Origin of the sequence: Nostoc sp. (genome assembly GCF_036916655.1) — a bacterium.
In the GTDB taxonomy this organism is placed as follows: domain Bacteria; phylum Cyanobacteriota; class Cyanobacteriia; order Cyanobacteriales; family Nostocaceae; genus Nostoc.
Genome location: NZ_JBALFY010000101.1, coordinates 267,805 through 292,684, shown reverse-complemented (window position 1 = coordinate 292,684; position 24,880 = coordinate 267,805). Strand labels below are relative to the sequence as shown.

General features: G+C 39.7%; 22 protein-coding genes and 2 pseudogenes. 7 read left to right on the top strand and 17 right to left on the bottom strand.

Annotated features, from left to right (window positions below):
* Positions 1–20: 20 nt before the first annotated feature.
* The 7 genes and pseudogenes from V7L31_RS32745 to V7L31_RS28690 all read right to left on the bottom strand — a co-directional run.
* Positions 21–203, bottom strand: a pseudogene (locus V7L31_RS32745) (DapH/DapD/GlmU-related protein); the annotation flags it as partial.
* A gap of 473 nt (positions 204–676) precedes the next feature.
* Positions 677–826: pseudogene (locus V7L31_RS32740) on the bottom strand (DapH/DapD/GlmU-related protein); the annotation flags it as partial.
* A 464-nt stretch (positions 827–1,290) separates the two neighbouring features.
* Positions 1,291–2,202 carry a hypothetical protein gene (locus tag V7L31_RS28710; protein ID WP_334699367.1) on the bottom strand — a complete coding sequence of 304 codons (912 nt, stop codon included), beginning with the start codon at positions 2,200–2,202 and terminating at the stop codon, positions 1,291–1,293.
* A gap of 37 nt (positions 2,203–2,239) precedes the next feature.
* Positions 2,240–2,929: an FkbM family methyltransferase gene (locus V7L31_RS28705; RefSeq protein ID WP_334699366.1), complete on the bottom strand. Its 690-nt coding sequence runs from the start codon at positions 2,927–2,929 to the stop codon at positions 2,240–2,242.
* A 70-nt stretch (positions 2,930–2,999) separates the two neighbouring features.
* Positions 3,000–3,677, bottom strand: coding sequence for a hypothetical protein (locus V7L31_RS28700; protein ID WP_334699365.1), 678 nt, complete (start codon positions 3,675–3,677; stop codon positions 3,000–3,002).
* 77 nt (positions 3,678–3,754) lie between these two features.
* The gene (locus tag V7L31_RS28695) at positions 3,755–5,080 is read right to left on the bottom strand and encodes a flippase (protein ID WP_334699364.1); all 1,326 of its coding nucleotides are present in this window, start codon (positions 5,078–5,080) and stop codon (positions 3,755–3,757) included.
* A 21-nt stretch (positions 5,081–5,101) separates the two neighbouring features.
* Entirely contained in the window at positions 5,102–7,291 is a 2,190-nt protein-coding gene (locus tag V7L31_RS28690) for a GumC family protein (protein ID WP_334699363.1), read from the bottom strand.
* A gap of 388 nt (positions 7,292–7,679) precedes the next feature.
* Here V7L31_RS28690 and V7L31_RS28685 point away from each other — a divergent pair, with 388 nt between their 5' ends.
* The 4 genes from V7L31_RS28685 to V7L31_RS28670 all read left to right on the top strand — a co-directional run bounded on the left by V7L31_RS28685 (position 7,680) and on the right by V7L31_RS28670 (position 12,758).
* On the top strand, positions 7,680–9,089 hold the full coding sequence (locus tag V7L31_RS28685; protein WP_334699362.1) for a sugar transferase: 1,410 nt from the start codon (positions 7,680–7,682) through the stop codon (positions 9,087–9,089).
* Positions 9,086–10,081 (top strand): UDP-glucose 4-epimerase GalE, encoded by a 996-nt coding sequence (gene galE / locus V7L31_RS28680; protein ID WP_334699361.1) that lies wholly within the window; start codon positions 9,086–9,088, stop codon positions 10,079–10,081. Before V7L31_RS28685 ends, galE begins: the two co-directional genes overlap by 4 nt.
* Before the next feature lie 121 nt (positions 10,082–10,202).
* Positions 10,203–11,894, top strand: coding sequence for an S-layer homology domain-containing protein (locus tag V7L31_RS28675; RefSeq protein WP_334699360.1), 1,692 nt, complete (start codon positions 10,203–10,205; stop codon positions 11,892–11,894).
* 15 nt (positions 11,895–11,909) lie between these two features.
* Positions 11,910–12,758 carry a hypothetical protein gene (locus tag V7L31_RS28670; RefSeq protein WP_334699359.1) on the top strand — a complete coding sequence of 283 codons (849 nt, stop codon included), beginning with the start codon at positions 11,910–11,912 and terminating at the stop codon, positions 12,756–12,758.
* Between the two features lie 262 nt (positions 12,759–13,020).
* Here V7L31_RS28670 and V7L31_RS28665 read toward each other — a convergent pair whose 3' ends face one another.
* The 8 genes from V7L31_RS28665 to V7L31_RS28630 all read right to left on the bottom strand — a co-directional run bounded on the left by V7L31_RS28665 (position 13,021) and on the right by V7L31_RS28630 (position 20,239).
* On the bottom strand, positions 13,021–13,746 hold the full coding sequence (locus V7L31_RS28665) for a Uma2 family endonuclease (protein WP_334699358.1): 726 nt from the start codon (positions 13,744–13,746) through the stop codon (positions 13,021–13,023).
* 187 nt (positions 13,747–13,933) lie between these two features.
* A complete protein-coding gene (locus tag V7L31_RS28660; protein ID WP_334699397.1) occupies positions 13,934–14,827 on the bottom strand; it encodes an ABC transporter permease in 894 nt (297 codons plus the stop codon).
* Positions 14,828–14,848: 21 nt separating this feature from the next.
* A complete protein-coding gene (locus tag V7L31_RS28655; protein WP_334699357.1) occupies positions 14,849–15,934 on the bottom strand; it encodes an ABC transporter substrate-binding protein in 1,086 nt (361 codons plus the stop codon).
* 438 nt (positions 15,935–16,372) lie between these two features.
* Positions 16,373–18,445 (bottom strand): glycoside hydrolase family 10 protein, encoded by a 2,073-nt coding sequence (locus tag V7L31_RS28650; RefSeq protein WP_334699356.1) that lies wholly within the window; start codon positions 18,443–18,445, stop codon positions 16,373–16,375.
* 12 nt (positions 18,446–18,457) lie between these two features.
* Complete coding sequence (locus V7L31_RS28645; RefSeq protein WP_334699355.1) at positions 18,458–18,649, bottom strand: hypothetical protein; 192 nt, start codon at positions 18,647–18,649, stop codon at positions 18,458–18,460.
* 124 nt (positions 18,650–18,773) lie between these two features.
* A complete protein-coding gene (locus V7L31_RS28640) occupies positions 18,774–19,313 on the bottom strand; it encodes an HdeD family acid-resistance protein (RefSeq protein ID WP_334699354.1) in 540 nt (179 codons plus the stop codon).
* 97 nt (positions 19,314–19,410) lie between these two features.
* Entirely contained in the window at positions 19,411–19,962 is a 552-nt protein-coding gene (locus tag V7L31_RS28635; protein WP_334699353.1) for an alpha/beta hydrolase, read from the bottom strand.
* A gap of 61 nt (positions 19,963–20,023) precedes the next feature.
* A complete protein-coding gene (locus V7L31_RS28630) occupies positions 20,024–20,239 on the bottom strand; it encodes a bromodomain-containing protein (protein WP_334699352.1) in 216 nt (71 codons plus the stop codon).
* A gap of 510 nt (positions 20,240–20,749) precedes the next feature.
* Between V7L31_RS28630 and V7L31_RS28625 the strand changes: the two genes are divergently transcribed.
* From V7L31_RS28625 to V7L31_RS28615, 3 genes are all read left to right on the top strand, one after another.
* Positions 20,750–21,211: a pyridoxamine 5'-phosphate oxidase family protein gene (locus V7L31_RS28625; protein ID WP_334699351.1), complete on the top strand. Its 462-nt coding sequence runs from the start codon at positions 20,750–20,752 to the stop codon at positions 21,209–21,211.
* A gap of 718 nt (positions 21,212–21,929) precedes the next feature.
* Positions 21,930–22,520, top strand: coding sequence for a DUF411 domain-containing protein (locus V7L31_RS28620; protein WP_334699350.1), 591 nt, complete (start codon positions 21,930–21,932; stop codon positions 22,518–22,520).
* A 22-nt stretch (positions 22,521–22,542) separates the two neighbouring features.
* Complete coding sequence (locus tag V7L31_RS28615) at positions 22,543–22,689, top strand: hypothetical protein (RefSeq protein ID WP_334699349.1); 147 nt, start codon at positions 22,543–22,545, stop codon at positions 22,687–22,689.
* Between the two features lie 201 nt (positions 22,690–22,890).
* Here the strand turns inward: V7L31_RS28615 and V7L31_RS28610 are convergent, their stop codons facing one another.
* Together V7L31_RS28610 and V7L31_RS28605 are read right to left on the bottom strand one after the other, a co-directional pair.
* Positions 22,891–24,150 carry a tetratricopeptide repeat protein gene (locus V7L31_RS28610; RefSeq protein ID WP_334699348.1) on the bottom strand — a complete coding sequence of 420 codons (1,260 nt, stop codon included), beginning with the start codon at positions 24,148–24,150 and terminating at the stop codon, positions 22,891–22,893.
* Positions 24,151–24,342: 192 nt separating this feature from the next.
* Positions 24,343–24,735 carry a hypothetical protein gene (locus tag V7L31_RS28605; RefSeq protein ID WP_334699347.1) on the bottom strand — a complete coding sequence of 131 codons (393 nt, stop codon included), beginning with the start codon at positions 24,733–24,735 and terminating at the stop codon, positions 24,343–24,345.
* Between the last annotated feature and the right edge of the window lie 145 nt (positions 24,736–24,880).

Here is a 24,880-nt window from a genome sequence, read left to right as displayed (position 1 = left end):
ATCAGCATTTCGTCAATAAATTAGCGTTCATTTTCTGGAATCTCTCGAATGATACGAGCTGGATTACCAGCAACCACTGTCCAGGCTGGAACATCTTTTGTAACGACCGATCCTGCTCCAATCACTGCTCCTTCGCCAATCGTTACACCTTTAAGAATAATAGAGTTAAACCCAATCCAAACTTTATTACATATCTTCACAGGAGCAATCTTTACATGAGTCCAATCCTTCTTTCCTGCCATCCAGTCAACAGCATCTTTTTTACGTTCTGAAAAATATATGGAATGAGAATTATGGTCAACAATTGTCGTTCCCCATGCAATCAGTACATCGTCACCAATTTCGATATTTTGAGATGCAATAAGTGAACCAGTAATAAATACTCTTTTTCCAATTGAGATAGAAGCATTTTCTCTATCAAATATCACAGATCCAAGTATCTGACTTTGTTCCTCGATCAATACTGAGCATCCCGCCTTCATCCGAAGCTTGAGTAAGTTTAACTTAGCATATTTTTTGATAGTTATATTGTTATAAAACAGGCTTCTTGTAAGAACAATAAAATTATTTATCTTCTTAAAAAATATATTAATAAGATAAGTTTTACCCCAATAATCCTTAATTTCCATATTGACTAAATACTTTGCTTTATTTTTGTATTTTTTGGTTGGATTTGTTTGACAATCTTAGCTGGATTTCCAGCAACAACAACAAATTCTGGAACATCTTTAGTAACAACTGAACAAGCAGCCACAATAGCTCCTTTACCAATTTTTACACCTTTGAGTATTGTTGAATTGAATCCTATCCACACATCATTCTCTATACAAATAGCTTCGGATTGAATATCAAAATCGTTATGGATAGGGTGGCCATCTGACATGATAGCCACAAAATGTTTATATCTCAAATCCATATCTATAGAATGTGAGTTTGTATCATGAATATTGACATTGTGTGAAATAAAAACTCGATTACCGATTTCTATTGAATCAGCAGACCATATACGTGTACCCACACCAATGTAGCAAGAATCGCCAATTTCTATTTTCCCTGCATGAGGAAAAACTAATAACTGTCCCCTGATAACTGAATCTTTACCAATTAAAATTAAGTCTGGGTTCTTAGCTAAATTATCGATGTTCGCCTCTGCAAAAATCTTCACAGATGGTTGCATAACACTATTGTGGTGAAAGCTTGTGTATTTTTCTAGCCGGATTGCTAAATTAATAATATATTTGATGTATTTAACGAAAATATAAATAATATAATTCATTCTTGTAACCAATTCTAAGAATTTAATAACAATAAAGTTTTATTCACAATTTTATTTAAAACATCATTTAAATTTCTCTTTTCTGCTTGTTTTAAATAATTAAAAATAATAGATTTCGCCTGCTCATTTTCTACAGGAGCCAAAGGAAAATTGTTGATTTGGTCTTTATAGTAAACAGAATTAATTTTTTGTTTCTGGCAATGAGTTCCACTACCATCGAAACCAATATTTTTCACTAAAGATTGTACTGGATGAAGTGTTAACCCTCTAAGTATAAATATAGTTAAATACCATCGAACATCCCATGTATCTAAATTAGTACGAATTTCTGATTGAAGCATTTTAAAAAATGGATATGAACCATTAAAATCAAATATATATCTAAGGTTTTTATCGGTTTCTAATATTTTATAGCCTGCCATTTTATGGTCAAAGTTTTTCCAAGACCTCTGCCAAGTTGCCCATCCCCAAGCTGTTATAAAAGGCAAAAAAATCGCATCTGTTTTTACATCTAGTTCAACAGGATACATGTGTCCAGAAATCTGCATTATTTCAGGATAATCTTTATATAAGTTTAGAGCTTTATTCATATAGTCAAGAAAGAAGGGTGAAAGAAGCAAATCATCTTCAAGTACAATAATTCGACCGTATTTTTCACAAACTTCTGTTACACCACTAATTATCGAGTTAGCACATCCCATATTGCTTTCACGCTCAATAATATGTACATTTTTACACCACTGTTTACTTCTAACTACTTCTCTGACCTGCTTGACATTTTTCTCATCTTCTGTATTTTTGGGGCCATCACAAAAGATAAATAACTCACTTTGATCTGCCCACTCATTTTGAGCTAAGGATTCTAAAGATTGACGTGTATGCTCTGGTCGTTTATAGGTGAAAAAGGCAATTGGTGAAACTTCCATAAAAACTCACTAACAAAGTTGTTTTTCAGATAAAAAATTAATTTTTTATTTGATAAAGAAAATCATGATATGAAAGCTGTTCGACTAAATTGTAAAAAGGCTCTAACAAAGCTTGAATTTCTTCAAAAAATCTTGCTTCTATAAGGATATAGCGTGGTTTATATTTGTGTAAATTCAACCCTAATAAAACATTAATTTCATATCCTTCTACATCTAAAGATAAAAAATCTATAGTAGGTAAATAAGGAAACTCATTTAATATGGATTCAAGAGTTTTTGTAGGGACACTGACAGTATAAGATTTGGCTATTTTTTGACATTTTAAACCATCTTCAATATGCTTTGCTTGCAATTCTTGACTTTTCAGTGAACCTTCTACTACTGACATAAGATTGGCATAATGCATTTCTACAAAACTATCATCTAATTCTTGAGAAACCAAAGCATAATTATATACTGACGAGTTACTTCTTGTACGTTTACACTTATTAAATAAATAAGGAATCGGTTCAACCAAAATGCCACGCCAGCCTAAAAACTTTTCTAAATAATAAGTATTACTTTGGCTATACCCATCATTTGCACCAACTTCAATAAAGAAACCATTTGAGAAATTTAGATACTTTTCAAGCTTAGTATCTAAGTTATTTAATGAGGGTCTAGAATATTTTGAATTGCCACAAACTTCATAAACTTTACGGCGGAGTAACTCTAATTTTTTTTTCATGTTAATAACTAGCTTTGTATATTTTCAATGCTGAATTGTAAATCTGGATGATTTGATTTCTCACCCACATTTAAGCATTCCGATGTTTGAGACTACCAATTCCGTGTACTGGTTGGCGGTCAGAAGCAGGACTAAAATTGAAATATCTAGAAAAGAAAAATGATGTTGTCCAAGTATAAGAGTTAATTGGGCCAAACCCTGCCATATCTACTTGAATGAGGTTTGATTCTCGTAAAAAATTACTTGCTTTTTCTTGCCAATCAGAATTATCAAGTACAATTATGCCAGTTTCGCTTAACTTTTCTCTGGCTATAACAGCACATTCATAGCGATCGCTACCATCAATTATGATAACATCGAATTTATGATTGTAATCTAATATAGAGTTTATATAGCTTTTTTTTTCATTGATTAATAAGTAATCAACATTTTTTGGTAACCTATTTTTTATTTTGTTATACCACTCTTCATTATCTTCAATCGAAACCATTGTTTTGCATCGTTCAGCCCAGAAAATAGAGGAATATCCAGAGCCATATTCAAATATTACTTTGTCCGAAAAATCGAGTTGTTTAATATATTCAATAGCTGGATATGTATACCAAGGTATTGGTTTACCATACTTGTCAAGACATACCCAGTCTTGGGCTGTTTTGAAATGTCCATATTCAAAACTTAATGTTTGATAAGCCTTCAGAGAACTTTTTATACTTGCTGAAACTAGTTTTTTCAGAATTAGTTGAATCATTTTTTTCGGTATTTAAAATTCAAATGTTGTAATGCAGATTTTCAAAACCTTAATTAATGCAAATAGCAGAAATTATCTTAAGCTCTAAAAAATGCAAATGATTTAATCTGAAGCCAAAATAGCTTTTGAGTTTTTGAATGAATAGCATGAATTAAAAATCCAGAAAATGCATAAGAAAATACAGTAGCGATCGCAGCACCGACCCCAGTATAAGTAGGAATCAAAAATAGGTTTAACAGAACATTAATAATTGCACCAATTAAAGTTCTGTACATAGAAAGGTGCGTTAAACCTTCTGCAACAAACCAAGAAGATGTGCCAACCCCCATAAAAACAAACAAAGAAGCCCAAATGTGAATAGCTAATACTTGCTCTGCATCAGCATATTCTTTGCCAAACAGTGTCGTCACTATTGTTCCTGATACAAATGTCATAGGGACAGCAATCACTATAGAAAGCAATACCAGTAAACGCAGCAATTGTCCTATTCGTCGATAATATAAAGCTTCATTAGTTGCTTTAGCTGCAAAAATTGCTGGAGTAACTGAAGAGGCGATCGCCATCGGGATAAAGTACCAAACCTCAGAAATTCGAGCCGCAGCCGAGTAAATACCGACAGCACCATTACCAACCATTTCCCCTAACATAATCTGGTCAATTTTCATATAAATGACAACAGTTAAACCAGAAAACATCAAAGGCCAGCTTTCTTTGAATAGAAGTTTAGCAATTGGAAAACTCCAAGACCACAACCACAACGAGTAGCCCTTAATTCTGTAAGCGATCGCCAAACATATAGCACCTAATGCAATCTCTGCTAAAGCTGCCCAGGCAAAAGCAATTAATGGGGCGTGTATGACAATCAAAGTCACTTCTAGCAGGCTAATCAGTACAAACGCTATAGTTTTGGCAAGCACGGTGTACTTTGACTGCACTTGAGACTGAAACCAAAGATTGATTGTGTCAAAAGCCTGAAAAATTCCTGCTGTTGCCAAAATTGCTACTAACCACACGTTTAGCTTTTCATCCTGGCGTAACCAATAAATAGAGGCAGTTGCTAACAACACAGATCCTACCCCACCAAAGAATTTGAGCCAGAAAGCTGTTCCTAAAATTTGCTCTTTGCTCCAAGAGTCACGCACAATGTGGCGAACTGCAACACTGTCTAACCCCAAATTAGCAAACGGACTAAACAGTGCAACAAAGGCAACGGCATAGTTAAACAAACCGTACTGCTGCGCTCCTAAATAGCGTGCAATCCATATACTCAGAACTATCCCAACAACCATGCGAAAAATTTGATCTGCGAAAAGCCAACCTGTGTTCGCAATAATGGCACGCAGTTCAGAGCCAAGGTTTTTCTTAAACGGCAATAATTTCTGAATATTGTACTTACCTAGCATGAAGTCCAAATATATACGTAATTAAGAAACACCGATGTTAGGTGGCTGAGACTTCTTCTTGCGAGTTGGGGCGGAACCCTCATGGTAGTGATTGTAGTAGTAGCCGTAGCTGCTTCCTGTACTTTCTCCATTCACTACCATTCCCAAAACTCGCTGTTCAGACTGCTCTAACAATATCTTCATATCAGTAGCCACGGTAGATTTAACTAAACCAGAACGTACAACCAGTAGTATCCCATCTGCGAGTTTACCCAAGAACATTGCATCAGCGAATATACTTAATGGAGGAGTATCTATAATTACAAAATCATAGTCTCTGCTAGCCTCAGCAATTAAAGACGACATCTTCTGTGAATCGAGTAATGCTCCTGGATTAGGTGGTATTGTACCAGATGTTAATAGCTCCACATTAACCAGTGCTTCTTGGGTAGCATTTTGCAACGTAGTCTGAGCAACTAGCACATTACTCAACCCCATCAGATTAGGTAGTTGCCAAATTTGTTGTTGACGTGGGTGACGCATATCAGCATCCACTAATAGGACTCTGCGTCCCATCTGCGCCGTGGCTACTGCCAAGTTAGCTGCAATATAGGATTTACCTTCAGATGGAATTGAACTGGTAATTACAATTACTTTCAGTGTTTTATCACTAAGGGCAAAACCTAAGTTAGCTAGAAGCATCTCAAAGGCTGCATTGATTGCTGAATGGGGATTGTTGAGTACAGGCAGTTCTAACTGATTGTCTGTAACATCCTCTGTGGCTTTTTGAACATATAAAGGAATCGTACCTAATAAGGGATAGCGTAAAAGCTCCTTAGCAGCTTCAACTGTCTTGAGGGATTTATCTGTACTTTCCAGGATCAGAGCTGTTCCTACAGCCAGCACAATCCCCAAAAATCCACCCAATATTAGATTTAGAGCAATGCGGGGAGAAATTGGCTTTTCGGGAACTAAAGCCTCAGAGATAACTCTTGCATTACCCACATTCTGGTTCTCTACGACCTGCACTTCTTGCAACCGCTTTAGCATCTGTTCATAAGTAACTCGTGCTACTTGCTGCTGTCGTTCTAGTTGTTGCTGTTTTTGTTGCAGTCGGGGTATAACTCTCAACCGTGTTTGAGTAAGTAAGAATGCCTCGCTTAAGACTTCTACTTGATGTGCGAATCCGAATCGTTCTACCTCTGACTCTGCTAAATTAGCACTCAGAGTTTGTTTGAGGTCTCCAATCTGTAAGTTCTTTTCTGGCACAAACTGGGAACTATTAAAAGTTTTGGTAACTCGCTGTTTGAGTTGTTCTCTAAGAGCTTGTTCTTTGCTAATCAAGTTGACGACGGTTGGGTGTTCATCTTGAAAGCGAGAGCGTTCGATGGCTAATTCGTCTTGTACTTTCTGGTATTCAGTTAGTACTTGCTGGATACCAGGGGAGCGATTGAGAGTGCTAAGTGCGATCGCCTCCTGACTAGTTAATTGCAATTGACTTTGCAAAGTTTGAGAGCGAGAGTTAGCATTTGCCAAAGCTGCTTGGGCTTTGGTAATTTGGTCTGATAGCTCATTGAGTCTTTCTACCCCAGTTTTTGCTTCTTCTTCTAGAGCAACAACGCCATTTTCTTCTCTAAAACGACGCAATGCCGCTTCTGCTTCTATAACTCTCTTCTCAAAGTCAGGTAACTGGTTGCTCAAGAATTCCCGCGCTGCTGTCGCTTCTGCTCGGTTCGTGCGAATGTTATTTTCTAAGTAATTAGCCATTAACACTCTTATTACCTCTGCCGCTTGTTTGGGGTCGGTACTGCGGTATGAAAGCTCCATAACATCCGTACCCCTGATACTCTTGAGCTTCAGTTGTTTGATAAACCCATCAATTACCTGGGGTCTGCCCACTTTGTCCTTTAATTGCAGATTAGCAATTGTTTTTTGGACAATAGTATTTGAGCGGATGACTTCCGCTTCTGTATCTAAGGGGTTACTGAGGCTTGTTACACCACTGAGTTGTCCAACCTGATCGCTTAAACCTGTAAGTGAAGAAACACCATTCTGCTTGTTGAAAAGCAACTTGCCTTTCGCCTCGTAAATTGGCTTTTGGATGAAAGTGAATAACCCTGTCATTCCAAACACAGATCCTATGACAATTGCTATGAGTAACCAACGTCTTTTTAGGATCAGCCAGTACTGATGAAAATCTACTGAGTCTCGGTCTTCTTGGTTAGAAGGCATAAATAAAAATGTTAAAGCGCTCAAGAAGAGTGCCTAATTTGAGCCTGATTTGCTTTCAATGAAATTATCCATACTATTTTTAGCAATTTCTGCGTAAATTGCTTACGTATTTGTACTAGTTTTTCTTCAGGCATTAATATTAAATTAAGTAATTATTCGGTTTTAAAACGCTTTGTAGAAATACTACAAGTGTGGAGACACGTAATATAACGTGAAAGTACGTAATATTACAGCGTATAAATGAGGTACGCAAATAGGTGAGCATCTATGCACCTCTAGGAGTATCTGTGTTCAGACAAAGTTCTGATAGCTGGAAGCCACCACCGTTGAGATTTCTCTCTGTGGTTAATTATTTCTGTACTTTATCCATGTGGGAAAGGCTAGATTAATGAGCATCACCTTTTCTGCGAACAATCGAGGAAATAAGTTACAACAAATCCAGAATATTCTGCCTATATTGCTTTTGGTGGGGGATGTTCTTGGCTTACTCCTTAGTTTTACTCTTGCCCTATGGTTACGATTCGGTCAACCAATTGATGGTTTCGATCTGGTTTTTTATGGATTTTTCCTGTTAACTCTCGTGGGGCTTTATCTAACAAACTCTTACCAACCAGACACGCAAATTGCAGGTTTACGAGCTCCGGCTCGGATTTTGATCAGCAATATGATAGTTGGTGGAATCACCGCTGCTCTAGTTTACTTAGCTGGTGTATGGGGACAATACCAGCTTTTTGGGCGGGGAATTTTGCTACCAAGTTTAGGGGTCTTTACAATCTGGGCAGTGATGTTGCGCCTGTTAGCAGTAAAGTGGGTGCGATCGCACACTCAACAGAGTCGGTGGCTAATGCTAGGTGCTAGCGAAACATCTCTCCAGTTTGGACAAATATTCCTAGAATCCAACTCATTAGGAAGATTGTTTGTCTTATCAGAAACTAGTCAAAATACAACTCAGTCAACAGACAATCGCTTAAATCATGTAGGTAGCCTTAATGACTTACCTAACTGGATTCAACAGTCATGGTCAGGTGTAATAGTGGCAACCCAAATCGACTTATCTGATACGGATGTACGGCAGTTAATGGATATACGGCTGAAAGGTATTCCAGTTTACAGATTACTAGATGTTTGCGAAACCTTATGGTATAAAGTTCCTTCATCCTTAATACAGGATAGTTGGTTGGTTTTTAGTGCTGGATTTAACCTGTTGCCTGCTGGTATCAGTCTCAAGCTGAAGCAGTTCATAGATATGATTTTTGCAGGGCTGTTACTCTTAATTCTTTCCCCACTCATGCTACTTGTAGCATTGATAATCAAGATAGATAGTCCAGGTTCAGCATTCTACACCCAGCTACGGACAGGTTTGCACGGCAAGCCATTTCGGGTTTATAAATTCCGCTCCATGTATCAGGATGCTGAGAAACAAGGGGCGCAGTGGGCAAACAAAGGCGACTCTCGCATCACTAGAGTCGGACGCTGGTTACGAATTATGCGAATCGATGAACTACCGCAAATTGTGAATGTGTTGCGGGGAGAGATGAGCCTAATAGGCCCGCGTCCAGAGAGACCAGAGTTTGATGTCAAGCTCAAACAAGAGATTCCCTATTATGACGTTCGTTATTTGGTCAAACCAGGAATCACTGGTTGGGCGCAGGTAATGTATCCCTACGGTGCTTCGACTGAAGATGCTTACGAAAAGTTGGCTTACGACCTCTATTACATCAAAAACTATTCTCTATGGTTGGATTTAGCGATCGCTTTTAAAACCGTTCGAGTTGTTTTGTTAGGTAAAGGTAGATGAATAAAAAAGTTTTAGTCACAGGTGGTGCAGGCTATATCGGCTCTCATGTTGTGCGGCAATTAGGTGAGGCAGGTTACGACATAGTAGTGTACGATAACTGCTCTACAAGTTCGCCAAAGGCAGTACTATACGGTGAGTTGGTTGTTGCTGATTTAGCTGATATAGACCGTCTTTACCAAATATTTGCAAAGCATAAATTTAGTGCAGTGCTGCACTTTGCCGCCAGTCTGATTGTGCCAGAATCAGTTACTCGTCCCTTAGATTACTACGCCAACAACACCCGCAATACTCTGAATTTGCTCCGCTGTTGTAGCGTGATGGGTGTTAACAAAATTATCTTTTCGAGTACCGCTGCTGTTTACGGGCAACCTCAAGAAAATCCCGTCACTGAGTCTACCCCAACACTGCCAATTAACCCCTACGGACGCTCAAAGCTTATGAGCGAATGGCTCATTTCTGACTACGGCAAGTCTTCTCAATTGCGCTACGTTATTCTCCGGTATTTCAATGTCGCTGGAGCAGATCCCGCAGGCAGACTAGGACAGATGTCACCAGAAGCATCTCATCTGGTGCGATCTGCTTGTGATGCAGCGCTCATGCGGAAACCAGGAGTGCGAATTTTTGGCACTGATTTTCCCACACCAGATGGAACAGGGATTCGGGACTATATTCATGTTGAAGATTTGGCAGCAGCTCACTTAGATGCTTTGTACTACTTAGAGCGAGGTCAAGAAAGCCAACTTTTCAACTGCGGTTATGGACATGGCTACAGTGTACGGCAAGTCATTGAACGGGTAAAGGCAATTTCTGGAGTAGATTTTCCTGTACTCGAAACCGATCGTCGTCCTGGAGATCCAGCCTGTGTCACCGCCAATGCAGATAAAATCCGCAAACTTTTAAGCTGGAAACCGAAATATAACAACCTTGACCAGATTATACGCACCACCTTGGCGTGGGAAATGCAACGGGAAGGTTTGATACGTACTGCATAGATTTTAAAACCCAACAATTGGCTATTTTTCAAATATCTTTTAACAAGCCCAAACGAGGGCAGAAACTCTCAAGTATTTGCCAAGTATTAAAAATAATTTCAGAAATAGAGCTATTTATATTATGCGGATTTGGAAAGTTGCAATTTGTACTTCAGCTGCCCTGGTTGGTTGTCAACTAGGTCATGGCGCTTATGCCACTTTGAGCAAGACTGCTACGTCTGCAACCATGAATCTTAAACCACCAGATGAAGTTCTGATCAGCCAAAGCTTAGTGGTGAGGGCTAGCCCTGCTGCTGAAGCTCAGTACTTGCAGGGGACTGAGGCTCGTCAATTAAGCGATCGCTTAACGGAGAAATTGCCAAATAGTATCAGAGTACAGCAGCAGGAGAATACAAGCACTAAGGAAAAACTAAATGGATCTCGTGTTGCTCAACAGACAACGACACTATCAGATGTCCAAGGAAATTGGGCACAAAGTTTCATCGAACCTTTGATAGCGCGAGGGATTATTCGAGGATTCCCAGATGGCACTTTCCGTCCAGACCAACCAGTAACACGCGCTCAATTCGCCACTATGCTTCAGAAAGGTTTTCCGAAACCTACTGTTCGCAATGCTGTGCAATTTGTGGATATACCCAGCAATTATTGGGCTAACGATGCTATTCAAGCTGCATACAAAACGGGTTTTCTAGAGGGATATCCCAACAATATCTTCAATTCTGAGCAAAATATCCCTCGCGTTCAGATATTAGTTTCTCTGGTCAGTGGTCTGAATTTATCCACGAACACAACAACGCCAAAAGATTTAAATACTTATTTTCAGGATGCCTCTCTAATTCCTGATTATGCCCGCGAACAAGTTGCTGCTGCTATACAGAACCGTCTGATTGTTAATCATCCCGATGTTCAAGTGCTAAATCCGAATCAGGTAGCTACACGGGCAGATGTGGCAGCATTAATCTATCAAGCCTTAGTCAAGGACGGAACGCTTCCGGCATTAACAACCTCTGAAACTGTAACTCAATATGTCGTAGAGTACAAACCACCACAAAATAATCCTCCTGAAACAGCCCAAATTGAAGATTTACGCCAACGTTTTCGCCTACCACCAATATCTTCAAACAAATTGAGGCTAATTACAGGATTTATCAATGTGCCTGGTTTATCTGTTTCTACTCCTACTGCTTATGGTGCAGAATTTGGTGATGTTTTTGTGGGAGCTAGTTACCAAGCAAGGACGCGTTTTACTAATACTGATGATGGTGGAATCGTGTTAGGGTTTGGTTTAGGAGAACGGCAAATAGTAGGTTTAGAAGCCGCTGTTTCTTCTTTTTCTACATTTAGAGAAGGTTTTTTCACAAACGGAGGTGTTAGTTTTAAGCTTCACCATTTGTTTCCCAATAACTTGGCGATCGCTGTTGGAGTAGAAAATGCAGCTACGTTCGGTTCTCCAGATGGGGGAAGCAGCGTTTATGGCGTTGTTAGTAAAGTTTTCCAGTTGAAAAATGATACTACCGAACCTTTTAGTACTGTCACTGTGTCTTTAGGTTTGGGGGGGGGTCGTTTTCGCTCAGAATACGATGTTCAAAAAGGCATAGACTCTGTTAACGTGTTTGGCAGTGTCGCGCTAAGACTAGCTGAACCAATATCGTTAATAGCAGACTGGACTGGTCAAGATTTGACAATCGGTACTTCTATTGCTCCCTTCCGAAATATTCCGTTTGTGATTACTCCTGCTGTTGCTGATATTACCGGCAATGCTGGTGATGGTGCTAGATTTATTCTCGGTTTCGGTTTTGGCTATCTTTTCTAAATACTTTTAAACATCATGAATAATATTGGATATTTTTCCTTTCGTCTGAGTTTAAGCTTTACTTTTGGAGCAGCTTTAATGCTTTTTCAAACATCGCTACCAGCTCAAGCTCAAACTGGTAACCAGTCAGATGTCACTGGTGCGATCGTTACAACTAGCGACATCACAGGCGGTACTTTTACTAAGCCTTCGGTAGGAGGAAACGTTCAAGTTGTATTTTCCAGCTATAGCGTCCAGGTTGTTGTCAACGATGCTGCTCTTGAAATACTCCGTCAGCTAAATATAAACAGCTTAACTTCACCAGATGGTAACCCTATTCCTTTTGAGACACAACAGACTTTACTAAGTGTTCTAACAGCATCAAGGTCAGTACAAGGGAACGCGAACGATAGACTGACGAACTCATTAAGTAGTGTTCAGAGTGGGTCTATAGTTAACCAAGCTCAACAATTAGTCAATAGCTTGCAAGGTTTGCTAACAATTGATTCAGCTATTACAACTAAGTTAGCAGATGTCCAATTTAATGAATCTCAGTTAAACACAGCGATTAATACTCAGAATGCTGTGAATATTGATAATTTTACTATTACTCCAATTCCAGAGAATGCTTCACTAAATATTTTTACAGGTTCTAAATATGAGCAAGGTAATCCTGAACTATTTACTACGATAAGTACAGAAGATATACTGAATCTAATGCTAGTGCAAGTTCAAAATGTGAAAATTAATCCAACTCGATTAATGATAGCAGTCAAAGCTTATAATAATTTAATTGATAATAGCTCTGCACAGTTTCTAAATAATCCACCACCTGAATTATTAGCTGTTCAATCGGTACTATCACAATTGATAAAAAGTTTATGATGAGTGGATTTATCAGATATTTGGGTATCTGGCAGGTGATTTCCATAGTAGAGACGTTGCAATACAACGTCTCTACACGTATGAAATGTATCCTCACAATCCTTAAAAAAGTAGTCAAATCGCGGAGCGTCTTTAAGAGTTGAAATCGCAAAGACTGAGATTGCCACGCTTCACTTCGTTCCGTACCCTGCGGGTTCTCCGTTCGCGTAGCGTTCCGTAGGAAAGGAGTACGCAATGACATTTTATATTTAATTGCGTCTACTTAATTACCAGGTAGATTATTTGGATCTACACCTATAGAACGTAAATACTGGGCTAATTGTTCAGTCCTTTGTCGTTCTTGTTCAGTCTGCGATCGCTCCTGTTGTACCTGTTCTGCATCTGTCAAATAACGTTGTCCTTGCTCGTCATACCAACATAAAAACTCCTGTTGTATGCCGCCAATTACACCTTGGTGTCGCCCAATACTTAACCCCAACTCTGGCATCAAATAGGGTTCACCTATTTGTAGTTGGTAGTTTTCATCGATCAACTTATACACTTCAAAGGGTTGATGTTGATCGCGTCGCCAAAACTCAGGGTTATAAATTACGTAGTACAGTACACCGAGTTTTCTGTATATATCTAGCTTCTCGTCGTATTCACCCCCTGGGGTGTGCGATACCATTTCTAATGTGAAGATTGGAACTATCCCATTTTCTTCCCAAACTGCGTAACTTTTGCGTGATTTGCCTCCCTTTTTTCGTTCTACTCCCACACTTAAAAAAGCATCTGGCACTACAGCTACTCTGGGATTTACTCCTGTAGTGTGATACACTCCCATATCTACTCCGAAGTACCAATCCATACGATTTGCCCAAATAGAGTTGAGTAAAAAGAGTAAAATATTGGGCAAAAAATTTTGGTCTTCGTTATCCACTGGCGTATCGTCTGAACAGGGAAGTTCGTCAGTCGTCGGTAACGCATTTTTGAGATCGGGTGAGAGCATAACCGTTGTCTCGCTGGCGTTTGATGCCTTTATTATAAATGGGTTAAACAATTTTGGATTTTGGATTTTAGATTGCTTCTGTGCGAAACTCTGTTTGTGTGCGTACTTGAGCAAACTCTCCAAGATAGATTTTGACTCTTCAATCCAAAATTTAAAATTTAAAATCTAAAATTCGGTGACAAAAAGTTTAGCGTTTGGGTGTAACTTCACCAAACTTAATCAAAAGTGCGATCGCAATACTAACAAGTAAAATTAACGTCATACTCAAGGCTGAACCAAATCCCCAATTTTGCGTTGCTCCAAGAAACTGGTTATAAACTAACCGCGCCGCCGTCATACTAGAAGCACCACCAAGTAATTCTGGATCGACAAAATCCCCCAAACCTGTGATGAATACAAGCACGGATGCAGCCGCAATTCCCGAAAAAATTTGCGGTACAGTTACTTGGAAAAAAGTTTCCACCGGATTTGCACCTAAATCAGCCGCCGCTTCTAGTAACCGCTTGTCTAGCTTTTCCAGAGAGGCATATAAAATCAAAACCATATATGGTAACAAGCTGTAACTCATGCCAATCAATACAGCTTGACTATTGTTCAGTAATTCCAAAGTAGGTAAGCCTAAATTGCTGAATAAACTGTTCAATAAGCCAGTAGGACGAAGAATGGTAATCCAAGCATAAGAGCGGAGTAACGAAGAAGTCCACAAAGGTAGGACAAAGCCTAATAACAGTAAATTTCGCCAACGTTGTGGCGCTATTTGAGCAATCCAATAGGCGACGGGGAAGCCCAAAATTAAACAAATGATTGTAGTGCCAAACGCAAAAAATAGCGATCGCCCAATTACTTGCACGTAAAGAGAGTCAAATATTCGGATATAGTTTTTGAATCCGTTGGGGTTAACTATATCTCCTGGTCGGATATCTGCAACTAAACTTAACTCGAAAATTATCAAAGCTGGCAACACCAACAAAAGTAATAACCAAATCCCAGATGGTGCAAGTAATACCAAGGGTTGGAGCCAATTTACTTGTGGGCGATGCAATTCTTCTATTTTAGAAATATTATTTTTTTCCAAATTAATCACTCCTAACTCCTAAATCAATTAGCTACTAGTTAATTGAGTCCAATAGCGATCGTAAACCTCTTCAAATTCCTGTACAGGAGCAAGACGTTCACAATTTTTTAAAAGTGACTCTGGCGGAAACAAATTAACGTTGCTTTGGATTATTTTTGGCAATCGCTTAAATCCGGCGCTATTTGGTGTAGAAATGTTTAGGCGTTGACTAATTTGGGCCGCTATTTCTGGTTGCAAAATCATGTTAATCCAAGCATAGGCTCCAGCCCTGTTGGGGGCTGTTTTGGGAATTACAATAGTGTCTGTCCATAATGAAGAACCACTGCGAGGAATCACATATTTTAGTTTAGGGTTTTCTTGAGAGATTTTCACTGCATCTGCTGAATAACACATTGCTAGTAGCAAATCTCCTGCCAGGATTTGATTTTGCCAAGCGTCGGTATCAAAACGTGCGATCGCAGGTTTTAGCACCTTCAATTTTTCATAAGCTTGTTTAATTTCTTGTTCATTTTTGGAGTTGTAAGAATAACCTAGCATTCGTAACGTTGCACCCATTACTTCTCGAACATCATTGAGCAAAGTCATCCGTTGATTAAGTTGCTCTTGATTTTGCCAAAGATAATCCCAATCTTGTGGTGCATCTTTAATTTTTTCGGAATTGTAAAGTAAACCTGTTGTCCCCCAGTTAAAAGGGATACTGTAGCGGTTATTGCGGTCATAACTAGGATTCTGAAACCGGGGAAATAAATTCTCTAGACCGATTAAGCGATCGTGATTTATTTCTGTTAGCAAACCCTTGTCTACCATCTTCTGCACCATGTAATCAGATGGGTTGATGATACTGTAAGTGCCACCGCCTCCAGCTTGCAATTTAGCCAGCATGACATCATTAGAATCATACACATCCGCTAGCACTTTCATGCCAGTTTGGGTACTAAAGGTTTTCAATAATTCGTTGTCAGTATATTGTGTCCAGGTAAAGATATAAAGTTGGTCACGCTGACTATTCGTATTAGAATTAGCACGTACTTCAGCCAGCTTCCAGCCACAACCAGCTAAAGATAAGCTAGAAAGTGCTGCCACTCCTTTTAAAAATTGGCGTCTGTTAGTCATTAAGTTAATAGTCAATCATTTTTTGTATTGTTGCCAATTGATTTTAGATATATTTTTAATTGCAATGTTCATAGCCAGCTTAAACATTAACTTAAGTGTATATACTTGTGCAACTGTTAATAATTTACCTTTGTCGGACTGGAGATTGGGAACTGGGTACTGGTTAATAAATTCCTTGATTGTTTTTAGGACTTACGCAAAAGTACACACGGTAGGGCAATTCATGTAGACTCGAACGCGAGTGCGTCTCCAAGAGTTGCGGCTTCCCGCAGGGTATTGCCCCTACCTGAAAATAAGTGTTTCGGCTATTGTTTGCGTAAGTCCTGGTTTTGATTGGGGTCTGAATCCACATATTTAATCTTCTCAGTCCCCAATTCCTAGTCCCTAATCCCCAGTCCCCAGTCCCCAGTCCCCAATCCCCAGTCCCCAATCCCCAGTTCAACTCACTGTAATAACTGTTCCCACACTCTCATTAGCCGATCTATCCACCGCACACACGGCATAGGTTCCGGCTTGTTGGACGGTAGCGAAAGTTGTGCCAGCAGATAAAATTCGCCCAATTGTCCAAGTATCGCCAGTTTGTCGATAAAGTGTCCAAGAACGAACTGGCTGATTATCTCCAGGCTGCCAACTCAGTTTGCGGTTATTAACTTGTAGTCCAATGGGTGCAGGGGGTGGTGTTGTATCTTGCCAGGGCAAAGTTGGCGGTAGTGCAGGTTTGTTATAAAGCAAACTTTGGAATTTATCAGCAATTCCCTGACTATTTTCTGTTAAAACACTGAGGTTAAAGAAGATATTACCCAGTGACAACTGTCCAGCTTGGCTACGACTAATTTTCACCTGCTTTTCAATTTCATCACTCTCTCGACTCTTATTGCTTGGTTCTGTTAAATTGTTACCAGCGTAAACGTGTCTTTGCTTTGTGTTTACCTGTGTCCACCACTGTAACAACGCCGGATAACTTTGTTGTGGTTGATCTGTGCGCCAGTAAAGTTGAGGCGCGATATAATCAATCCAGCCTTCTTCTAACCATTTTTTTGAGTCGGCATACAGCACGTTGTAAGCATCTAACCCAGTAATACCAGTGGGTTGTCCAGGGCGATAAATCCCAAAGGGACTAATACCAAATTTAACGTCGGGTTTGGTTGCTTTAATTCCCTGGTAGAGGCGCTGTACCATTTTGTTAACATTGTCCCGTCGCCAGTCGCCAAGGCTGAGAGTACCACCAGCTGCCTTATATGCAGCGTAAGTTTTGTCATCGGGGAAAGACTGTCCCTCAATAGGATATGGATAGAAATAATCATCTAAGTGAATGCCATCAACATCGTAGCGCTTCACTACATCGATGATTACGTTATACGCTCTATCCTGAACTATTTTCAGTCCTGGGTCCATCCACCGTTGAGTTTTCCACAAATAAACACTTTCTGGATTGGTAGCTGCTATGTGGGGACGGACGGTTTTGGCTGGGTCAGTGGAAGTGCTAGCGCGGTAGGGGTTAAACCAAGCATGGAGTTCAATATTGTGCTTATGACATTCTGCGATCGCAAACGCTAAAGGATCATAAAATGGTTCTGGTGCTTTTCCCTGAGTCCCAGTAATCCAAGCACTCCAAGGCTCTAATTGGGATTCATACAAAGCGTCACCCTCTGGCCGCACCTGGAAAATGAGGGCATTGAAGTTTAACGCTTGTAATTTAGTAATAATCTCGGTGAGTTCAGCTTTTTGTTGGGCAACAGGAAGTCCCGCTTTAGAAGGCCAATCACCATTCCACACAGATACAACCCATGCACCCCGGAATTCCCGGCTATGATTTACCTTTACACTACCGATAGGTGTAGGTGTAGGTGTAGGTGTCGGCGTTGGCGTGGGTGTCGGTATCGGTATCGGCGTTGATATTGGTGGCTGCACTAGGTAACTAGAGGCAATTTTTTCTGCCTTACCTAAATACACTAAAGCTTGATAAATAATCACTGCCACATCTGCACGGGTGGCTGCGAGATTAGGATTGAGTAATTTGATATTTGGGAAACTAACCACCAATCCCGCGCTGGTGGCAATAGCTACCTGATTTCTACCATACTCAGGAATCTGAACATAATCTTGATAAATCTGTGAAAGTTGTGAGAGGAGGTCAGATTTTATCTTAGTAGCAACTTCTAACCCTCCTACCAAAGCAACTAAGACTTCTACTCTCGTAATTCGGTTAGCGGAACGGAAAGTTTTATCAGGAAACCCACTAAGAAACGCTTTTTCGTAAGCTGTTTGAATGGCGGCTGCTGCCCAATAATTAGTAGGTACATCAACAAAAGGGACATACTGCCGCTTCTTGGAAATTGTCCCAAATGCGTTAGCGATGATGGCAGCAAATTCAGCGCGGGTAACAGAGTTATCGGGGCGATAAATGCCGTTAGGCAACCCACTGACAATACCACGTTGGGCTAAGGCTGTAATAAATGAGCGTGCCCAATGGTTTTGAATATCCGAGAAGGGAGTAGCAATAGATACCATTGTTGATTGCAGCTAGCTGGCCTTGATTTTGATTTCCTTAGTTAATCTAGCAATTTTGTTGGCAATCGCTGCTGCAATGTCTTGTAAACTTTTTTGGGGATTGGGTAATATTATTCGGTTAAGGCAAGAGACACGATGAATCGCCGTCTCTACAATAATCACTCTTTTGTAGAGACAGCGATTTATCGCGTCTTTGCGAATCATTTATGGCATCTTCTATTTAGCGATCTAAAATTTTCATCAAAAAACCTTAATCTAACAGCATTCTGGGGATTAGGTATTCAGAAAATTGTTCTCTAGCCCCCAATACCCAGTCCCCAATCCCCATTCAGATAGAACGCGCATTCAATGACAACATTACGCGAGAAATGCCAGTGAAAATAACACTGACACCAACTAGTGTGCCAAGAAGCCAGGGCGCATTGAAGGGCCATTGGAACCAAATCATTGCACCTAAGACTAGCGTAATAATGCCATCACCTAGTATCCACGTCCAGTTGTTTTGGGAGCGTAACTGGAATGCCAGAATTAACTCGAATGTGCCTTCAGTCAGCAAAAAAGTACCAAGCAACAGAGTTAGGGTAAGAACACCTGTATAAGGGTAAACAAACAACATTATGCCTGTTGCAATATAAAGTCCGCTCAAAAGAAGTTTCCAAATAAAACCTCCTCCTTCGCGGGTTTGAGTGGCATAAACTAGTTTTGTAAATCCGGCGAAAATCAAAATCCCTGCAATCCAAGTTTCGGCGAATAGGGTGGTGAAGTTAGGCACTGCGATCGCAATCACCCCTAAAACACTCAGGAGAATACCAGTTATCAGCGATCTATTAACATCTTTCTTAATATCTTTAGAAATATCGGTTGTCATACAAATCTTTCCCTCTGCTCAGACTAAACTCTAAATTTAGGTTAGGGAATTTTTTAGTCACAGGGTATAACCCATAGGTAGACTCGTCGGTATTAACTTACAAAAGTTCTGCAAGCCTGCTTAGACGCTCATAAACAGAGATGAGGCGATCGCCTTCAAGTTCAACAGAAGTATTTGGATAATTCTGAATGGCTGCAAGTAGTGTAATTTGACCATTTTGTTTAATAGATGCACTTAAAGCACTTCGCAACGCTTGTTGATCTAGTTGTCCTGCGGGAGGATGAACTACCTCACCAATTTGGTTTACTAAAATTGGCCCAGCCCAACTAGAGAGTAAGCTATCTAAAAAGCCAGGATCGGCTTTGATTGGTGCTTTCAGTGCCTTACGAGCTAATTCAGGATCTTGTTTGGCCGCCTGTAAATAAGCTGTTAATGTCGGGGTAGTCTTGCCTGTCTCTGTAAACTGACTTAATTCTTCAACAGATATTTGCCCCTGAAAAGTACCATACTTTAAGATAACTTGCTCGGCAGCATTAGCATTAGTGGTTGAGAATAGAACAATAGCACCTAGGCCTAAAGCTACTGTTTGAGTGAGTAACTTAGCGAATTTCCGACTGTTTAATCGATTGAAAAGTTGATAAATCTGCATTTTGTCTAACTTTAATAATGGTGCGGAGCGTATATAGGCAAAAAATACCTATATCTTAGTATCAAACATTTTCATCAGGCGAAACAGCATGAGGTAGTATTGACTTATCTTCATCTAAGGTTGGTGCAGGTACACCCAAATGCTTCCTTGCGGAATCTTCCGCCAGCTTTCGGTCTTGCTCGTTCTCGAACTGACTCTCATCTAATAAGTGAGGGTTTTTTGCCGCTTCATCTCGGCTTGGTCGATAGCCATTTTTCCACCTGTACTTCCAGTCCATAAGTTGAAAGGCAAATATACTGCAATTTGATTTATTTGTTCTTTATCGTAGGTGTTGAATGGAAAGTGATACTCCTGCTATGGGTTGAAGAGGCTGATCCAGAGGGTATAAATTTAACATCTTAAGAGTAACAACACCTCACAATACATTTAATACATAAATTACGGATAAATACTTATAGATAGCGATCGCAAATCTTAGTATGGTTATGAACTGCGATCGCTATCTGTATTGTTCTTCAAATTTTCACTCAAAAACTATCGGCGATCGCACCACTGAATTTGATCGCAAATACTATACCTACAATTCGTGCAAAAATTAAGGCAGTGGCTCTCAAGCAATATCTCTATAGATATAAATCCAAGAGCTATTTTTTATAAAAATTATACCTGTAGACTCACGTAATTTAAGCTAAAAAAGCTTAATACTAAAAATAACTTTACTAGTCTTGAGTTTAGTTGTAATTAAAAAGCGCAGCCAACGAAAAATAAATAGAAAAAAGTACAACCAATGGCAAATTCTACAGACCACAACCAACAAATTCAAAAACTGCATGAACTAATTAAAGATATTGATTATGGTATGTTTACCACAGTCGATGATGATGGCAGTTTGCATAGTTACCCCATGTCAAAGAGTGGTGAGATTAACTCTGATAGCATACTTTGGTTTTTTACTTATGCTAATTCCCATAAGGTAACTGAGATTGAACACCATAAGCAGGTCAATGTTAGTTTTTCGTCACCCGAACAGCAGCGATACGTTTCTATTTCAGGTACAGCGCAACTAGTGCAAGACCGCAACAAGTTGCGAGAACTATGGAAGCCGGAACTTCAAACCTGGTTTCCTAAAGGGCTGGAAGAACCCAATATTGCTTTGCTCAAGGTGAATATTAACCAAGTTAATTATTGGGAGAGTGTATCGAGCTTTCAGCCACAAACAATTAGTTTTTTGACACCATCACGCCTTTAATTAATTCGTAATTCGTAATTGATAATTTGTAGTTAAGAGTTAAATTACAAATTATGAATTACGAATTTTTTACACATGTGAGTATTGGATAATCTTTCCAAGGATTAAGTATTCTTAATTGCAAAAAACATGGTAGATCATCACAAGAAAGATGAATCAACCCAAAGCATCTATTTTTACTAAAAGGATGTTTGAAAAGTATTAGGCGAATATAATTCGCTACTACACAAACCAAGTCCACCTCCGTGGAAAGCATGAAAAATCAAGGATTTTTAACCCACGGAGGTGGGTTTTATCTGTATAGCCGCGATTTCTAATCGCAAAGACTAAGCTAATCAGCATTCAAGTTGCATAATCAGGGCGGGCAAGATGCCCACCCCACAAGATATTAATAAAGTTTTAATATGCAAATTAAATGTGTTTTAGCTTAGTAACAAATTAGACTTTTCAAACAACCTCTAAGGGGCTTCCACGTAAAAAATATTCAATTAACTCTTGTGGGGTGGGCGTCTCGCCCGCCCAGTCCATAGGGTGGGCAAGATGCCCACCCCAAAATATTGGATAATTTATTTCTTGTAGTTCCCTAAAAAAGGCTACATTATCTATATCGTAGCCCTTTTAAATGTACAGGAACGCAAAATAAGCGGATAAGTATGCAGAGTCTTTTTGAAGAGAAATAGTTACAAATTTCTGCAATGTTGTATTTAGGAAGTCTTAGATGTCGCCCAAACAATTTATTTACTGCTGGCAAAAACGCTTACTTCCCATCTTAATACCTACTGCTGTGCGAGTAGTGGTCATAATTTGTCTAACAGCAGGGGTTTTGGGCATCTGGGGAAGCACTACTTCTATGAGTTATGCTCATGCTCAACTAGTAAGTTCCAATAGAGGCATTCAGGATCAACAGATACCATTAAAACCAACAACGCTAAATGCCACTGTATATCACAGTCCCGATTGTAACTGTTGTGGCGGCTGGATTGATCATTTAAAGGCACAGGGTTTTAAAATTACAGACTTCTCTACGTCTGACATCGAAACAGTCAAACAAAAGTACAACGTGCCGGATAATTTGTCATCCTGCCACACAGCAATTGTGAACAGATATGTCATTGAAGGACACGTCCCAGCAGATGACATCAAACGTCTGCTTCAAGAAAAGCCAAATGTTATTGGTTTATCTGTTCCCCAAATGCCTGTAGGCACTCCTGGTATGGAGATGGAGAATCGAAAAGATCCGTTTTCTGTGCTTTCTTTTGATCGCCAGGACTCAGTTGCAGTATTCAATAAATATCGTGCTGAGTCCTGAGTGAATTAGAACGAGTTATATTATGGCAATGACATATCATGTCTGGCTAAGGGACTTCCAATTAAAAAAATATTCCATCGCTTTGACGGCAGAGGAGCAGGGAGCAGGGGGAGGGAAAGCCGTTTTGATGGGCGTGAAATGGGATAATTTATTTTCTGGAAGTCCCTAAATACTAGACATCTGGTGAAAATGAATGTAGAGACGTAGCAGTGCTACGTCTCTACAAGGGTTCTGGATATCGCATATTTAATTTCTGGAGATGTCTAGTAATTTGTCGGACATAATATTACTCATTAGAGATATGAATGAAAATGAGCGTAGAGACGCAGCCACGTCTCTACAAGGGTTCTAGATAACGCATATTTAATTTCTAGAGATGTCTATTAGAACCAGATTTAATCAACTGCGACAAATTATTTAACCATTTCCCAAACCAGAAGCCAGATGTGAAGGTTGCAACATTTTGAGAAAGAAGTTCAATAGCATGGTTACAATCTTGCAGGCTGGCATCAAGGCCCATTGCGTGATAGATTTCGCGAGCATTGCAAAAGGCATGGATCGCTTCTGATTCTCGATTGATTTTTTCTAACACCAAACCCAAATTAAACCAGGCGTTTGCTTCCCCATTTCGATCGTCGAGATGTCTTCTGATCTCTAATGAATGCTGATGAAATTCAAAGGCCATTTGGTACTGTCCCAAAGCCTTATAAGCGCTGCCCAAGCCACTTAATGCCATGCCTTCGCCGTTGCGATCGCTGATGAATCTTGCCACCCCTAACCATTGCTGGTAAAACTCAATTGCCAGTTGGTAATTTCCCAACGATTCATAAGTATTGCCTAAACTTCCCAGGCTTAGGCATTCCCCAGTCCAATCACCTATGTTCTTCGTGATACTCAACCACTGCTGATAAAACTCTATTGCTTGCTCGTACTTGCCCAGGTATTCATAAGTATTGCCCAAACTTCCCAAGCAAATGCCTTCGCCTGTGCGATCGCCAATTTTCCTAGTGATACTCAACCACTGCTGATAAAATTCAATCGCTCGCTGGTATTTTCCCAATGATTGGTAAGCATTACCCAACCCAGATAAAGATTTGGCTTCCCCGGAGCGATCGCCTATTTCTCTAGCCGTATCCAACCACTGCTGATAAAACTCAATTGCTAGGTGGTACTCGCCTAATGACTGGTAAGCATTGCCTAAACTTCCCAAAGAAATAACTTCTTCATTGGGTTCACTTTGCCCACCATTGGCATCGCCTGTTTCTCTAGCTTTTTCTAAGCATCGTTCCTCAAACTCAATGAACTCAACAGGTTGCGTCCATAATTCCCCACATTGCTGCGCCAAAGTTGAGGAATCTTCGGCGTTCCGGGACTGGGTACTGGTTACTGGGCTGACACCATGAGCGTCAGCATTCGACTGACTTGTATTAAGCTGTGTCGTTGGCGCAGCCCCTTGTAGAGAAGCAGCACTCACGCCGAAGTCCGAACGAGATTGGGCAGGAAATTCCTTTAAGATTTCGTTGGGATCTGAATTCCCATCCAAATTCTCCCAATCCCCAATCCCTAGTCCCCAATCCCCAGTCCCTATTTCAATGTTATTTAGGCTCCCGGATCTAATTACTTCTGTCATTTTCTATAGAAAACGAAATTTTTGGTTAATAAGCTGTTGATTATACAATTTTCTGTACCTTTAGCACAGGATAAGTGAAACTTATAGGCACAACTTCTCTTAAAAACCTAGAAGTTATTCTTCAATATTAGACCTTATTTTATACCCTGTCTTCTCTGTGTATAAAAGACTTTAAATATCAGAAAAACCAAATCAATCAGCAGCAGCGTAGTCGGGTAATACGTTGAGTTCTAAATTAACAGCACTGAGATAATTTTGGTCGTTTAAAACTTGTGATGGTAATTTATCTGCATTAACAGCAGCTTGAACCACATCTTTCGCCAGAATATTTCTGTTTTGAGTTCCAAGTACTAGCGCTTCTCCGCTCGGAATACCATGTTGTTGCAGACCTCCTTGATAAGCAAAAGTTACTAGATTCAAGGGTTGTAGGTAACTCACACCAGTTGAGTTAGTGGATATATTGTTAGAGTTAACAGCTATTGTTTCATTGCTATTACTAGTAGCTGTTTGAGCGCCAGCGATTCCAGGTACACAGATAATAGAAGCAAAAATAAGTGCAGAATTTATTAAGGTAACAAGTTTCATAACTTATACTTAGGTAAAATGCAATCGGTGTTCTTTACTAATAGAGTCCTCTTTATTATTAATCTCAGCTTCCTTCGTCCAGGTCATCTGATCGGTTGATATATGACTCACCCAAAAGGGTGAGCTAATTGAGCAACACAAACAG